13 protein-coding genes and 2 pseudogenes are annotated in these 14343 nt (G+C 58.6%); 14 read left to right on the plus strand and 1 reads right to left on the minus strand.

Annotated elements, in window-relative coordinates; translation table 11 throughout:
* Positions 1-13 precede the first annotated feature (13 nt).
* The 9 genes from IHE49_RS17775 (at position 14) to IHE49_RS17815 (ending at position 8688) form a co-directional block, all read left to right on the plus strand.
* Positions 14-2965 carry an FAD-linked oxidase C-terminal domain-containing protein gene (locus IHE49_RS17775; RefSeq protein ID WP_343227603.1) on the plus strand — a complete coding sequence of 984 codons (2952 nt, stop codon included), beginning with the start codon at positions 14-16 and terminating at the stop codon, positions 2963-2965.
* A 12-nt stretch (positions 2966-2977) separates the two neighbouring features.
* Positions 2978-4045 (plus strand): SDR family oxidoreductase, encoded by a 1068-nt coding sequence (locus IHE49_RS17780; protein ID WP_192160436.1) that lies wholly within the window; start codon positions 2978-2980, stop codon positions 4043-4045.
* Positions 4042-4419 carry a sensory rhodopsin transducer gene (locus IHE49_RS17785; RefSeq protein WP_192160438.1) on the plus strand — a complete coding sequence of 126 codons (378 nt, stop codon included), beginning with the start codon at positions 4042-4044 and terminating at the stop codon, positions 4417-4419. The genes IHE49_RS17780 and IHE49_RS17785 overlap by 4 nt, the downstream gene beginning before the upstream one ends.
* A 150-nt stretch (positions 4420-4569) precedes the next feature.
* The gene (locus IHE49_RS17790) at positions 4570-4917 is read left to right on the plus strand and encodes a PRC-barrel domain-containing protein (RefSeq protein WP_192160440.1); all 348 of its coding nucleotides are present in this window, start codon (positions 4570-4572) and stop codon (positions 4915-4917) included.
* A 24-nt stretch (positions 4918-4941) separates the two neighbouring features.
* Entirely contained in the window at positions 4942-5649 is a 708-nt protein-coding gene (locus IHE49_RS17795; protein WP_192160442.1) for a response regulator transcription factor, read from the plus strand.
* 240 nt (positions 5650-5889) lie between these two features.
* Positions 5890-6771, plus strand: coding sequence for a trehalose-phosphatase (gene otsB / locus IHE49_RS17800; RefSeq protein WP_192160448.1), 882 nt, complete (start codon positions 5890-5892; stop codon positions 6769-6771).
* Between the two features lie 63 nt (positions 6772-6834).
* Positions 6835-7077, plus strand: a complete 243-nt coding sequence (locus tag IHE49_RS17805) for a hypothetical protein (RefSeq protein ID WP_192160450.1) — start codon at positions 6835-6837, stop codon at positions 7075-7077.
* Between the two features lie 43 nt (positions 7078-7120).
* On the plus strand, positions 7121-8230 hold the full coding sequence (locus IHE49_RS17810) for a DNA topoisomerase IB (RefSeq protein WP_225578548.1): 1110 nt from the start codon (positions 7121-7123) through the stop codon (positions 8228-8230).
* A gap of 272 nt (positions 8231-8502) precedes the next feature.
* Positions 8503-8688 (plus strand): CsbD family protein, encoded by a 186-nt coding sequence (locus IHE49_RS17815; protein ID WP_192160475.1) that lies wholly within the window; start codon positions 8503-8505, stop codon positions 8686-8688.
* Positions 8689-8785: 97 nt separating this feature from the next.
* Here IHE49_RS17815 and IHE49_RS17820 read toward each other — a convergent pair whose 3' ends face one another.
* Complete coding sequence (locus tag IHE49_RS17820; protein ID WP_192160452.1) at positions 8786-9271, minus strand: hypothetical protein; 486 nt, start codon at positions 9269-9271, stop codon at positions 8786-8788.
* A gap of 207 nt (positions 9272-9478) precedes the next feature.
* On the opposite strand from IHE49_RS17820, the pseudogene IHE49_RS18545 reads away from it, so the two are divergent.
* From IHE49_RS18545 to IHE49_RS17840, 5 genes and pseudogenes are all read left to right on the plus strand, one after another.
* Positions 9479-9574, plus strand: a pseudogene (locus tag IHE49_RS18545) (integrase core domain-containing protein); the annotation flags it as partial.
* A gap of 343 nt (positions 9575-9917) precedes the next feature.
* Positions 9918-11078, plus strand: coding sequence for a phospholipase D family protein (locus tag IHE49_RS17825; protein ID WP_192160453.1), 1161 nt, complete (start codon positions 9918-9920; stop codon positions 11076-11078).
* 262 nt (positions 11079-11340) lie between these two features.
* Entirely contained in the window at positions 11341-12765 is a 1425-nt protein-coding gene (locus IHE49_RS17830) for an AAA family ATPase (RefSeq protein WP_225578549.1), read from the plus strand.
* Positions 12766-12768: 3 nt separating this feature from the next.
* Positions 12769-13608, plus strand: coding sequence for a hypothetical protein (locus IHE49_RS17835; RefSeq protein WP_192160457.1), 840 nt, complete (start codon positions 12769-12771; stop codon positions 13606-13608).
* Between the two features lie 53 nt (positions 13609-13661).
* Positions 13662-14343: pseudogene (locus IHE49_RS17840) on the plus strand (transposase); the annotation flags it as partial.

Here is a 14343-nt window from a genome sequence, read left to right on the forward strand (position 1 = left end):
CGGAAAACGAGCAGTGAAGGCCGAAGCGTTGAAGCCCGATGCGCGCGGCGCTGGGGTAACACAGCCGGCCTACGTCAACGCGTTGGTGCGTGACTTGGCCGGCATCTCAGGTGAGGTGCGCTTCGACGCCGGCAGCCGCGCGCTATATGCCACCGATGGCTCCAACTACCGGCAAGTGCCGATCGGTGTGGTGTTGCCGAAGTCACTCGAGGACGTGGTGACCACCGTGGCCGCTTGCCGAAAATATGGTGCACCGCTGCTTTCGCGCGGCGGCGGCACCTCGCTGGCCGGTCAGTGCTGCAATGTCGCCGTGGTGATGGATTTTTCCAAATACCTGCACAACATCGTCGAACTCGACCCAGCCAACAAGCGTGCACGGGTTGAGCCGGGTTTGATCCTGGACGATCTGCGCGACGCTGCCGAAAAACACACGCTGACCTTCGCGCCCGATCCGTCCACGCATACCCACAACACCCTGGGCGGCATGATCGGCAACAACTCCTGTGGCGTGCACTCGGTAATGGGTGGAAAGACTTCCGAGAACATCGAGGAACTGGAGATACTGACCTACGACGGCTTGCGCATGCGCGTGGGCGCCACGTCCGATGCGCAACTGGAACGGTTCATCCGCGAGGGCGGTCGACGCGGCGAAATCTACGCCGCACTGAAGACGCTGCGCGACAAATATGCCGAGCTGATCCGTTCGCGCTATCCGAAAATTCCACGTCGTGTGTCTGGCTACAACCTCGACGAGCTGCTGCCCGAGAACGGCTTTAACGTGGCACGCGCGCTCGTCGGCAGCGAGGGCACCTGCGTCACCATCCTGGAAGCCACCACGCGCCTGGTCTACAGCCCGCCGGTACGGTCGCTGCTGGTGCTTGGCTACATCGATGTGTTCTCCGCCGCGGACCACGTAATGGACGCGCTGGCCGCCGGCCCAGTGGGGCTGGAAGGACTAGGTGAAGAACTGGTCTCCGATATGAAGGCGATTGGTTTGCATCCGGACGACCTTGAGCTGCTGCCCAAAGGCGGCGGCTGGCTGTTGGTGGAGTTCGGTGGCGAGACCAAGGACGAATCCGACGACAAGGCCCACAAGCTGATGGAGCAGCTCAAGGGCAGGGAAGATGCCCCGTTGGATATGAAGCTGTACGACGACAAGTCCAAGGAAGAGCTGATCTGGAAGGTGCGTCAGTCAGGACTTGGTGCGACTGCCCATGTACCGAACAAGCAGATTACCTGGGAGGGCTGGGAGGACGCTGCGGTGCCCCCCGAGAAGCTTGGCCCGTATTTGCGCGACTTCCGCGCTTTGCTGAAGCGCTACTCGTACAAAGGCGATCTGTACGGCCACTTCGGCCAGGGCTGTGTCCATACACGCATTGATTTCGATCTGGAAACCCAGCCGGGCATCGATAAATTCCATCGTTTCCTTGGCGATGCAGCGGACCTGGTGGTGAGCTATGGCGGTTCACTGTCCGGCGAGCATGGTGATGGTCAATCCAAGGCCGAGTTCCTCGGTCGGATGTTCGGTGCGGAACTGGTGCAGGCGTTCGGTGAGTTCAAGCGCATCTGGGATCCGGGTTGCCACATGAACCCGGGCAAGATCGTCGATCCTTACCTACCTACTGAAAACCTGCGCATCGGCACAGGCTATGCGCCATCAAGGTCGCAGACGCACTTCCATTTTCCCAAGGACGACCACAACTTCGGTCGCACCATCCTGCGCTGCGTGGGAATTGGCAATTGCCGGCGCACCCATCACGACACCATGTGTCCTAGCTTCATGGCCACCCGTGAGGAGAAGTATTCGACGCGAGGGCGAGCACGGCTGCTGTTCGAGATGCTGAAAGGCGAGGTGATTACCGGCGGCTGGCGCGATGAGAACGTACGCGACGCATTAGATTTATGCCTGGCTTGCAAGGGCTGCAAGGGCGATTGTCCGGTCAATGTCGACATGGCCAGCTATAAGGCCGAGTTCCTGTCCCACTACTACCAGGGGCACCTGCGTCGACGCGCCGCGTACACGATGGGCCTGATCCACGTATGGGCACGACTGGCAGCGCATCTGCCGCGTACGGTGAATTACTTCACCCATAGCAGTCTGTGGTCGCCGCTACTCAAGAAGCTGGGCGGCATAGCACCACAGCGCGAGATGCCCGAGTTCGCGAAGCAGACCTTCCGCGATTGGTTCGCTCGGCGTAGCGAGGGCAAATCGGACGGCCTTCGCGTGATTCTCTGGCCGGACACGTTCACCAACCACTTTCTTCCCGAGACCGCGATCGCTGCAGTCGAGGTATTGGAACATGCCGGGTGCACCGTGGTGCTACCCAAACAGCCGCTGTGCTGCGGCAGGCCGCTGTACGACTGGGGCATGCTCGATCGCGCCACCGAGCTTTGGAAGCGGAACCTCGCCATGCTGCACGAGGATATCCGTGCTGGCACGCCCATTGTGGGATTGGAGCCGGCCTGCGTGGCCGCATTCCGCGACGAGCTTGGCAACTTATTCCCGCATGACGAAGATGCCAAGCGGCTGTGCAAGCAGACGCATACGCTGGCCGAATTCCTGCAGAAGAACGCCTATGTTCCCAACCGTCTTGCGGCGAAAGCCATAGTGCACATGCATTGCAATCATCGCGCGGTGATGGGCAAGGAGGCCGACTGCCACGTGTTCGAGCAGCTTGGCCTGGATTACGAGCTGCTCGATTCCGGCTGCTGCGGTATGGCAGGTTCGTTCGGTTTCGAAACGCACAAATACGCGCTATCGCAAACCATTGGTGAGCGTGTGCTGTTGCCCGCTGTGCGCCGCACTGGCGCCGACACTCTTCTGATCGCCGACGGCTTCAGTTGCCGCGAGCAAGTGCGTCAGGCCACCGGGCGTATGCCGCTGCACTTAGCCCAGGTACTGCAACGCGCAATCCATGACGGCACGGCGCCGGCCGCCCCCGCGCCGCAACGCGCCCCCGACTAACGAGGAACGTACATGACTATCGATTTCAAGAACCAGGTAATAGTGATCACCGGCGCTAGCGCCGGTGTCGGTCGCGCCACCGCACGCGCCTTCGCCCGTGCAGGAGCTCATGTGGGCTTGCTGGCCCGCGGCGAAGAGGGATTGAACGCCACGGCGCGCGAGCTCGAACTGCTGGGCGTGCGTGCGCTGGCCTGCAGCGTCGATGTGGCTGACGCGGAGGCAGTGGGCCAGGCAGCACAGAAGATCGAGGACGAACTGGGCCCGATCGACGTGTGGGTCAACAACGCGATGGTGACGATTTTCGCGCCGGTCAGCGCGATCGATGCAGAGGAGTTCAAGCGCGTCACGGAGGTCACCTATCTCGGCGGGGTCTACGGCACAATGGCGGCGCTAAAGCACATGCGGCCCCGTAACCGCGGCACCATTGTGCAGGTGAGTTCCGCGCTGGCTTATCGCAGCATCCCGCTGCAGTCGGCCTACTGCGGAGCCAAGCATGCGTTGGTGGGGTTCATCGACGCGGTGCGTAGCGAGCTGATTCACGACCGCAGCCGCATCCACATCACCTCGGTGCAGATGCCGGCGTTGAACACGCCACAGTTCTCATGGGCACGCAACCGCATGCCGAACCGACCGCAACCGGTACCTCCAATCTTCGAGCCGGAGGTGGCGGCTAGCGCGATCGTATGGGCCGCAGCGCATCGCCGGCGCAGTGTGCCAGTGGGCGCCCCAACGTTGATGGCTGAGTGGGGACAGAAAATCGCGCCGGGCCTGCTTGATCGCTACCTGGGCCGCACCGGTTACAGCGGTCAGCAGACCAACGAGCCCGATGATCCCAATCGTGCCGACAACTTGTTTACGCCGGTGGCCGGCGACTCTGGCGCACGCGGTCGCTTCAGCCAGCGCGCACGAAACCATAGCGGGGCACTGTGGATAGAAAAGAACCGCTCGCCCTTGCTGGGCGCTGCGTTGTTCACCGCGGCTGCGCTGGCCGCAGGTTGCTGGTACGCCGCGAGTCGCCAAGCCAAATCAGACAATTTGCTGCAACGCAGTGCGCGCAAATTGCAGCGGAGGTGGTCATGAGCATCGGGATGCGTCGTTGGGCCATCGCCGAGGGCTACATCCCTGGCCAAAGCAGCGACGATGAAGACCGCCGCTTCGTCAGCCATGAGGCCGCCTGCATGCTCAACGCAAGCGATTGCGATGCCAAGGTGCGCATCATGCTGTATTTCAAGGACCGCGATCCAGTGGGGCCTTACCACGTCATCGTGCCTGCACGGCGCAGCTTGCACATGCGTTTCAACGACCTCACCGATCCAGCACCGGTGCCGCGCGACACCGATTACTCCAGCGTGTTCGAATCAGATGTCCCGATCGTGGTGCAACACACGCGACTGGACTCACGCAAGGATGCCCTTGCACTGCTGAGCACGATTGCATTCGGTGAAAGCGCCTGACGTCCCTGATGCGATTCAGAGCGGTCGAGCCTGCGGATGTTATCAGTATGTCAATTTTCGCCTTCGGGTGATCGACCGGGATTTGATCCCCGGACAGGCAGCATTGTTGCTCCCCGCCTTTTTGGCCATCACTTCAATTTGGACATCGCTATGACGAACACAAGTACCCAATTCCTTTCGGCTTCGACGCTTACCGGAGATAAGGTAAAGAACCTCAACAATGAGGCGCTAGGCGAGCTCAAGGACATCATGATCGACACGCAGAGTGGCGAAGTGAGTTATGGCGTCCTTTCCTACGGTGGAGTCCTCGGCATTGGCGACAAGCTCTTTGCTGTCCCGTGGGACGCCTTGACCGTCGATGGCGAAAACAAATGTCTCATCTTGAATGTCAACAAGGACCGTCTCGAGAGCGCCCCTGGATTCGACAAAGATCATTGGCCGGATTTCGCCGACCCAGGATTTGAGGATCGGGTGCGGCAGTACTACTCCCAGTTGTAAGCAGCTATCTGCGGGGGAGGGGGTATGGATACAAGTGACTACTTGGGCCGCATCTTGTTGGTGGAAGATGACGAGCAGGTCGCATTGACGACCCAAATACTGCTGGAAAGGGCCGGATATAGAGTAGACCGCGCAGCTGAAGGAGTGTTGGGGCTGCACATGGCGATCGTAGATGACTACGATGCCATCGTCCTCGATGTGATGTTACCCAGGCTGGACGGCCTGAGCCTGTGTAGCAAGCTTCGAAAGGAGGCAAGAAAGGCCACGCCTATTCTGATGTTGAGTGTCCGCAACAGTACGGATGACAAGATAAGTGGTCTGGGTACAGGAGCAGATGACTATCTGGCGAAACCGTTTGAATCGAGGGAGCTTGAGGCACGCTTGCTAGCCTTGATACGCCGCGAACGGCGTCAGGTCTTCGAGAATATCTTGATCGTCAGCGACTTGAAGCTGGAGACCCAGACGCTGCGATTGACGCGTGGCGGCCGCGAACTCAGCCTTTCGCCGATATGCCTCAAGCTACTGACGATATTGATGCGAGAGTCACCTCATGTCGTGAAGAGGCGTGATCTAGAACGACAGGTGTGGGGCGGCGTAATGCCCGACTCAGACACACTTCGCTCGCATCTGTATAACTTGCGACAGGTCATTGACAAACCGTTCGATCTGCCATTGCTCCACACCATACATTCGGCTGGCTATCGTCTCGCGAATTTGGAGTCGATGCGGTGACATTCTTCGCAAACGGTTGATTCGCAGGGTATCGAGCATTGGGAGCAGGTGGCTGGAGCGCACCCTGCGGATAGCGCGAGGGAGGCGGCATCTTGGTAAGCGTGACATAGACCAACCGCGAAAATTTCGTTGCAAAGAGGCAGCCTGGGTCATGTCGATGGGCAACGAAGAATTCACTACTGCGCGGATATCACTTAGGACCCTGCCAAGCAGGCATCGAACCCAGGAATGACATTTGCCATGCATGCGCTACTCGCCACACCTGAGGACCGACCGGAAATGCGTCCTGCCATTCTGCTGGACATCGATGGGACTCTGCTTGGCGCCGTCAAGGGCTCGCGTGAACCGTGCGCAGACAAAAAGCTGCTGGCGCTCCTCATGGAGCTGCGCCAAGCGTTGGACGGTGCACTGGCATTCGTGAGTGGTCGCAGCATCGAGGATATCGACTGCTTGTTCGGCAATACAGACTGGAACGTCGCTGGTCTTTACGGCATGGAGATCCGTTGTGGCGGCCGGCTTCGGCGCCTGGCGATACCGATCGTGGATCGCCCACGCATGCGTGCTGCAGTGACGGAACTGGCGCTGAAGATCCCTGGCGTCATATTGCAAGACAAGGGGATCATGATGACCTTGCATGCGCACGATGACGATGCTGCCTGGATGGAATTGCTGCTACAGGCGAGCCTGCTGGCCCCCGCGCTGCCCGGATGCGACATCCAATTGAGGGACAGGGCGATCGAGTTCAGGCCACTCGGCATCACCAAGGCGTATGCGGTCGAGCGATTGCTCAGACTCGCTCCATTCGCGGATCGCAAGCCATGGTATTTCGGTGACGATCACTCCGATGAGGCAGCCTTCGCGCATGTACGCAGTCTAAGTGGCAACGCCATCCTGACAGGCAGTCGGGCGGCAAGCTGGGCAACTCAGCATCTGGCAGAGCCGGCCGAAGTTCGCGGCTACCTGTGCGATCTGCTTGGGACCTTGCGTCGCTCGGCACCCGCGAAGCTCCATCCGGACAAGCCCTATGTGTGTGTGCCTTCAGATCAAATGAACTTCTTTGCGGATGTGATGGTGCATACCAGCTCTTACGAAGAGCGTGATCTCGAACGGCTGAGCCTCTAGGTACCGTTGATCCAACCTTCATCTTATTTACTCGACAGCGTCATCGAAACCAGGACCGGCAACATGCTTGGCTACATCGAGGAAGCAGTCCAGAAGGCGCAGATCCAGAAGAAGGAAGACTTTGCGATGACCAAGAGCTCGAACCACTGTTCTACGTATGAAGTGGACACGTCCAAAATTCCCAGAAAGCCGGAAGATACGGATCGCAGCGGTGATGCCAAGAACGGCACAGGTGAGGACAACCACACTCCGGGTGGCGGGCATAAAAGCCGAAATAGTGAAGGCGACGAGGTCAAGGAAGATTGAGCAGGGGTAAGCGTGGCGGTGATCATGCAAACAAGCCCAGACTTTGCCATTGCTGCGTCCAAAAGCGAGCCACTGTCATGCGCCCTCTCTCTTTATAGAAATGGCAGATGTAGAAAAGCGGATCCATAAAAGACTGGAACGAACCCGCAAAGTGGCAGGGCCTTTGGTGTATTCCAGCGATGCCCAGGCAGGGTATCGCCGCGCTCGCAAGGGAAAGGGGACTATCTACTACGATACCCGCGGGCGGCGGGTTACGCGTGCAGATGTTCTGGAGCGAATCCGCCTGCTGGCCATCCCTCCGGCTTACACCGATGTGTGGATCTGCGCCGATCCGCGCGGCCATCTGCAAGCGACGGGGCGTGATGCGAGGGGACGCAAACAGTATCGCTATCATGCCGACTGGCGGCGGCATCGCGATGCGGACAAGTTTGATCATATGCGCGAGTTCGGGGCTATCCTTCCAAGTCTTCGTCGTCGCGTGCGCGCCGACTTGGCATTGCCAGGTTGGCCTAAAAGCAAGGTGCTAGCGTTGGTGGTCCGCTTGCTCGATGAGACGCTTGTCCGAGTGGGTAACGAGGAATACGCCCATGACAACGGAAGCTATGGTCTTACCACCTTACGCACGCGACATCTCAAGCGGGAACATGGATGCTTGCGGTTGCGCTTTCGTGCCAAGAGCGGTCGGCACGTCGAATTGATGCTGTCGGATAACCGCTTGGTCCGGTTGTTGCGTCGTGTACAGCAATTGCCCGGGCAACGCCTTTTTCAGTATTTAGATGCTGAGGGAGGACGCCACGCTGTGGACTCCGGAATGGTCAATGCTTATCTGCAGCAGGCGTCGGTGGGCAATTTCACCGCCAAAGACTTTCGCACTTGGTCGGGCACGGTAAGGGCCGCTGGATTGCTAACACAAACACCGGTGCGTGCCCGGGAGCGGTCTAATCAGGCTGCACTGAACGCTGTCATGACCAAAGTAGCAACCCTACTGCGCAATACGCCCAGTGTATGCCGCGCTTCCTACGTCCATCCCTACGTTTTAAGGGGTTGGAAAGAGGGAACCTTGCAACACTTCGTTCCAGCCGAGATCGTCAACTTTCCACGGAAACTAGAGGCCGGCGTCCTGCGCTTTCTTCACCACATGGCTCGGTCCTGAGAAGCAAACCACCGCTGCTGACACGAGGAGGCGATGCGCCACTCAGAATGGCGCGGCCGAGTTGCACTCTTGATGCCACTGCTGGGTGAGTGTCGTATTGTCAAAGAGAATAGACGGCCATTGGGCCACCAAGAACAGATTTGCCTGGCAAACTCTCCGCTTCACCACCCGAACTATGTGGGCTGCTTTTCGACAAAGATTCACGCGAGGAAGACCAGTTCGCGCCTATAAGAAATGGCCGCGCCCCTGCGGCCAAAGCGAGCAACCGCACCATGGACAAGAACCGGACAGAAGGCACCAAACACGAAGTCAAAGGCGCCATCAAAGAGGTAGTAGGCAAAGTAACTGGCAACAAGGCGAAAGAAGCGTCTGGCAACATTGAGAAGAACGCTGGCAAAGTTCAGAATGCCGTAGGGAAGGCTGCAGATCGCGCCCGTGACGAAGCCAAAAAGCATTGAGTGAGTTAGTAGTGAAAAAGGCCGGTCGGAGTTCGACCGGCCTTTTTCTTGGGCGCCCGCAGGGCCGACAATACGCTCGTTATGGAAGAGCCCAACCTCACGACGGCAACCACGGCCGGGGCACCTGTTCAAAGATACGAGAAACCATGGCTCGATCATTTTCGTTTGTGAGGGCTCGGATGACACTTTCTGCTGAAGCGTACGAGCTTGCGTGCTGGGCATGCTCCCCCGCGGCATGCGCTGCGCGCGCATGAACAGCATGCATGAAAGCCTGCTCCCATTCCGGGGTGGAAGCTTCACTCAAAAAGTACGCGCGCATTTCGTCTGCATATAGCAAAGCGCTTTGCCCCAGGCCAGCCACAGCGTGCGCCTGGGCAAGAAGCATGAGGGCGCGCATGTGGTTCAAGACGTTGCCGACAGCCTGCCAATGCCAAGCCGCGGCATGCGCAGCATTGAGAAGCGTTAAAACATCATCCATCCGAGACAGTGGCGCTTCAGCCAGTGTCCACGCTTCATTGTTCGCGTAGGCCGCGAAGAATCGATGCCAGCTCTCAAGCCGGGTGTCTTCGGGTGTTTTGGGCACAGCACTCTCCCGTCACTAGGACGACGCAGGTAAATAGTGCGATTTCGCGCATCCACGGATCTTCGACGCATAAACCCCCTGATCACTGTACCGGCATCAATGCTTGGATATTCCAGATTCTGGTCAACCCTGACGACAGCCACTCGCGCTATCAACTCAAAACTGCCAGTAGCAGTTCCTTTGGCGAAGCGGGTGCTCGCGGGCAGCTCTCCCTCACGCTTCATGTTGTTGAGTTTGATTGAGCCGGGTAAGCTGAACCAGAACGCTTACATTGAATCGTTCAACGGGCGTCTGTGCAACGAGCTGCCTCAGCTGTGTGTTCAACCTGATGCGGCGATGGTTACGCCATCTGTAACGAAACCACCGGGCAGCTCGCGCCATTCTTCAAGGACAAGATGTGACACTCGGCAGCTGCGATGGAACGCCAGCTGTCGCTCGCCGCAATGGAGGCGATGAGCTGACTTTGGCCAAGGGATAGCTTTCGGCAAAGCACAACGTAAAAGCGAACCGATTAGCCCGTGTTATCGGGGGTAGGGGGCAACCTGAAGCGATCGAAGGGACCACAGGGCAGCGTTAACCCGTTGCCTTCGCGAAGCAGGGTTGCTGTCAGCTAGGATTGAGCGTGACCACAGGGGAGTTGGAGTGCATGAGTGACCTAATTTTGCTTCCGAAAGCGGAAGCAAAGAGTCTGGAGGAGCACTACAAGCGTGCTTTCAAGTGCTCAGTAGAGCTATACATTCTCTCCGCATATCTCACCGAATGGTGTCCACCGTCCAAGCTTAGTACTGCCTGCGTCACCTTCCGTATGATCATCGGAAAGGACTATGGAATTACTCGAAAAAAAGCTTGTCGCGACGTAACTCGCTGGCTACCCCGGGAGAAGAAGAGCTGCTTTCTCGTAGCTCAGCGCATCGGCGGATTCCACCCTAAAGCCATGTTTTGGAGGGAAGCCGATGGAAGTTTGCATGCTCTGGTTGGCTCTTCGAATTTAACGCGTGCTGCGTTCTCGACCAATTACGAGGCAAATTTCTATCACCACCTCAAGAAAGAACAATTCAACGAAGCGCGGAACTGGGTCGAACGCATCTCAGGTGATTGCATTGACGCCGATGAAAATTGGTTGAAGACCTATCGGGAAGCCCCAAATGGTGGCCCGACCAACTCCAAGGGCAAGACCGCGTCAGAAGAGTTCGACGAGGCGCTGACGTTGCCGAGCCCCGCCGACGCGAGACGTTTGGTGAGGCAGCGTCGCAAGCAAATACAAGAGTATCAGCTACGTAAAGCCGGCCTTGTCCAGCTTTTTAAACAGTGCGCCAACGGAAAGATAAGCTCTGCTGAGTTCTATGAGAAGCTCCCCTTGCATTGGGGCCATAAGTGGAAGAATCGCCTTCAAGGCGCCGGGTGGGAACGGTCGGGCAGCACGGGTGATTTTAAAGCTCTGAGCCAAGCGTTCCTGGCCATACTTCAGGCATCCGATACGGAACGTGATGATGTCGTGGTTACGAAGATTGACGAGCTGCATGCCAGGAAGGTGGCGGCTCGAGGCGCGTTCCTTTCGGAAATGCTGTGCTTGGCTTTCCCTTCGCTTTATCCCGTCAAGAACGATCCCATTCGGAAGTTTATGAAGGCGATCGACTTCAGGGTTACGCGCGGAGCATCCGAGGGCGCCTCCTATCTTTCCCTTGCCCGATTGTTGCGGGCTGCCGTCCAGGCGGATCGACGTGGCCCTGCCAAAAACCTCGCTGAGCTGGATGCATTACTTTGGCGTACTTACGGGAGGAGCTCTGGTGACCTCTACCAAATCTAGGGGCGCTATAGGGCGAAGGAGGCAGGCCGGATTTACGGACGCACGCCCAGGTGAGGCCAAGGCGATTGATGATCCGGAGCTTCGGCGCAGAATCAGCAAATTTTTGCTATCGGCCGACCCTTACGACGCACGTTGACGTTTCAAAGGAGGAAATGTGTTCTTTACCATCCTAGGTGCAGGGGTACGCCCACCCGCGGACGCTCCCGCCAATTCTGCCTACCTCAGGACTGACTATTGGGATGACTGGGGCAAGTACCGCACCATGTTTACGCTGGTCGTCGTTGACGACCGCGGCCTGGTGCAAGAAATTGGCTCAGTCAAAATTGGCGAAGTTGGCCTGAAGCCTTCGCGCACCGCCGCCGAAGGGGAGCGTGCACCGTCGCTGCTGCCCACCTTTGATCGATTGGACGACCGCTTCTTTTCTGTTGGACAGGGCGAAGACTACTACGCCACCTTGAATCAATTGGCTCCGACCCTGCGCCAACGTGTGTTGGAAGGCCTGAATGACTGCGCCTTCAATCTTTTGATCTTTGACGCCCATCTCGACGAATACGTGATGGGCGAATCGCTGTTGCGTGACGTGCGAGCCGCGAACGTACGAGGCCGCCTCAATCGGCTGTCGCGTGGTGATGCCCAACTCACCGAATTTCGATTCAACTACACGTTACCGCACCCGGCCGACGTGCCTACCGCGACGCTCACTTTCGAGGTGGTTCCGGAGTCACACCCTCCGACCAATGTGCATGTCCTGATTGGACGCAACGGTGTGGGAAAGACGCGATGCATGCGGCAACTGGCACTGGCTCTGCTGGGGCGCCAAGCGCCGGAGGGCGAGTCGTATGGTGAGATCGCGCTGCTCGACGAAGGGTGGGCATTCGCCGGCGTCATCCTTATTTCATTCAGCGCCTTCGACTCTTTTGACCTGAAAGGCGATTCCGATGATCGCCTGACCGCCCATCAAGTCGGCTTGCGCCACCATGTGGAAGGGCAAGGCGCAGTGGCCGGCATTGCGGATGCGCTCACGCTCGCGCAGGATTTTCGGCAAAGCTTTGAGCGCTGTCGAGTGGGCCTAAAGGCTGAGCGTTGGCGCGCGGCCCTTCTGACCCTCGAAGTCGATGATCTTTTTCGCGATCTCAACGTCGCGGTGCTGCTGGAAATCGAGGAAGAAGAGCGGCGCAGGATCGAAGCTGAGGCGCTCTTTAGGCGGCTGAGCTCGGGACACGCCATCGTGTTGTTGACCGTGACTCGGCTGGTCGAGTTGGTCGATGAAAAGACGCTCGTTCTCTTGGATGAACCCGAGGGGCACCTCCATCCCCCGCTGTTATCCGCCTTCATTCGCTGCCTTTCGGACCTTCTCGTCAAGCGTAATGGCGTCGCCATCGTCGCCACCCATTCGCCGGTCGTTCTGCAGGAAGTGCCTCGCTCAGCAGCTTGGAAGCTCCGCCGCGCGCGTGCCGTCTCGGTGGTCGAACGTCCAACCCTCGAAACGTTCGGTGAAAGCATAGGACTGCTTACGCGTGACGTCTTTGGTCTGGAAGTCACCCGCTCGGGCTTCCACCAAATGCTCCAAGCAGCGGTCGACCAGAACCTCGACTACGACGCGATCGTCCGCCGGTTCAACAGCCAGCTCGGCGCGGAAGCTCGTTCCATCGTCCGTGCATTGGTCGCTGAACGCGACGAGGAATGATCGATGCGCCGACTTCCATGCCCTACGGTCACCGCCAAAGAGATTCTCGACCTCTGCATTGAGAGCATTCAGGACTCATCGCTGAAGAATCGCCTGCAAAATGTGACTCCGCTCATCGAAACGGCAGAACAGAACTACGTGTCCAAAGGTGCGCTTGGGACCTTGCACGACATCGCCGGTACCAGCGACGTCGGAGGTGAGGTCACCACGGCAGAGATGAAGCGTGTCTACAACGGCACCTTCGTTAAGAGTAAGCGCACCCGCAATATCTACGACACCATCAAAAAGGCTCCGGAGAACGATACCTGTCCGTTGTGCGGACAGCGGACCGTGTCCACGCTGGATCACTATCTCCCGCAGACAAATCACCCCTTCCTCGTCACCACGGCTCCAAACCTGGTACCCGCATGCGCGGAATGCAACTTCATCAAACGGGCGCAGGAAGCGGCAAGCCAAGAGGAGCAAACCCTCCATCCGTACTTCGATGTCGTGGAGGCGGACCGATGGCTGTTCGCAAAGGTGATCGAGAAGCGACCAGCAGCGCTCACATTTTCCGCGAATCCACCTAGGAACTGGGGTGGGTTGGGACAGCGGATCGAAACTCACTTCCGCGTTTTTCAACTGGCGCCACTCTATGCATCGCATGCAGCCGTAGAAATCAACGATATTAGATTCGCCTTGGAGCGCATTTTGCGCAGCGGCTCTGCCCAAACCGTTCGTGAGCACCTGGCGGAGCAAGCGCGGAGTCGAGCACAGGCGCAGATGAATTCGTGGCAGCGTGCTACCTATGAGGCGTTGGCCACGTCGGATTGGTTTTGCGAAGGCGGATTCCTTCCTGAGTAGTCTCGACGTCCCCCCGGTTTTGAGTAGCACCGTGGTTTGGAGTCCAATCCCCCATCCGAAGGAGATTGGACGTGAAGAAGCGCTTTTCCGAAGAACAGATCATCGGTTTCCTGCGTGAGGCGGACGCCGGCCAGCCGATCAAGGAGCTGTGCCGCAAGCACGGCTTCAGCGAGGCCTCCTACTACCTGTGGCGGAGCAAGTTCGGCGGCATGAGCGTGCCGGATGCCAAGCGCCCGAAGGAGCTGGAGACGGAGAACACGCGGCTGAAGAAGCTGCTGGCCGAGCAGATGCTTGAGAACGAGGTGATCCGGGACGTCCTGCGAAAAAAACCGTAGGCGCACCGGCCCGACGCGCGTTGGTGCGCCAGATGATCGACAAGGGGCTGAGCGAGCGGTGCTCGTTGCGTATCGTGGGCATGAGCGCCAGCGCGTACCGCTATCAGGCGCAGCCAGACCGCAACGTGGCGCTGCGGCGGCGGATCGTGGAGCTGGCGCAGCGACACAAGCGCTATGGCGTAGGGATGATCCACCTGAAGCTTCGGCAGGAGGGCAACGAGCCGGTGAACTACAAGCGTGTGGAGCGGCTGTATCGGGATGAGCGGCTGCAGGTGCGTCGGCGCAAGCGGAAGAAGGTGCCGGTGAGCGAGCGGCAACCGCTGGTCCGTCCATCGGCGCCCAACGAAGTGTGGTCGATGGATTTCGTGTTCGATTGCACCGCCGACGCCCGCGTCCTCAA

The sequence above is a fragment of the Rhodanobacter sp. 7MK24 genome, from assembly GCF_014842995.1.
In the GTDB taxonomy this organism is placed as follows: Bacteria; Pseudomonadota; Gammaproteobacteria; order Xanthomonadales; family Rhodanobacteraceae; genus Rhodanobacter_A.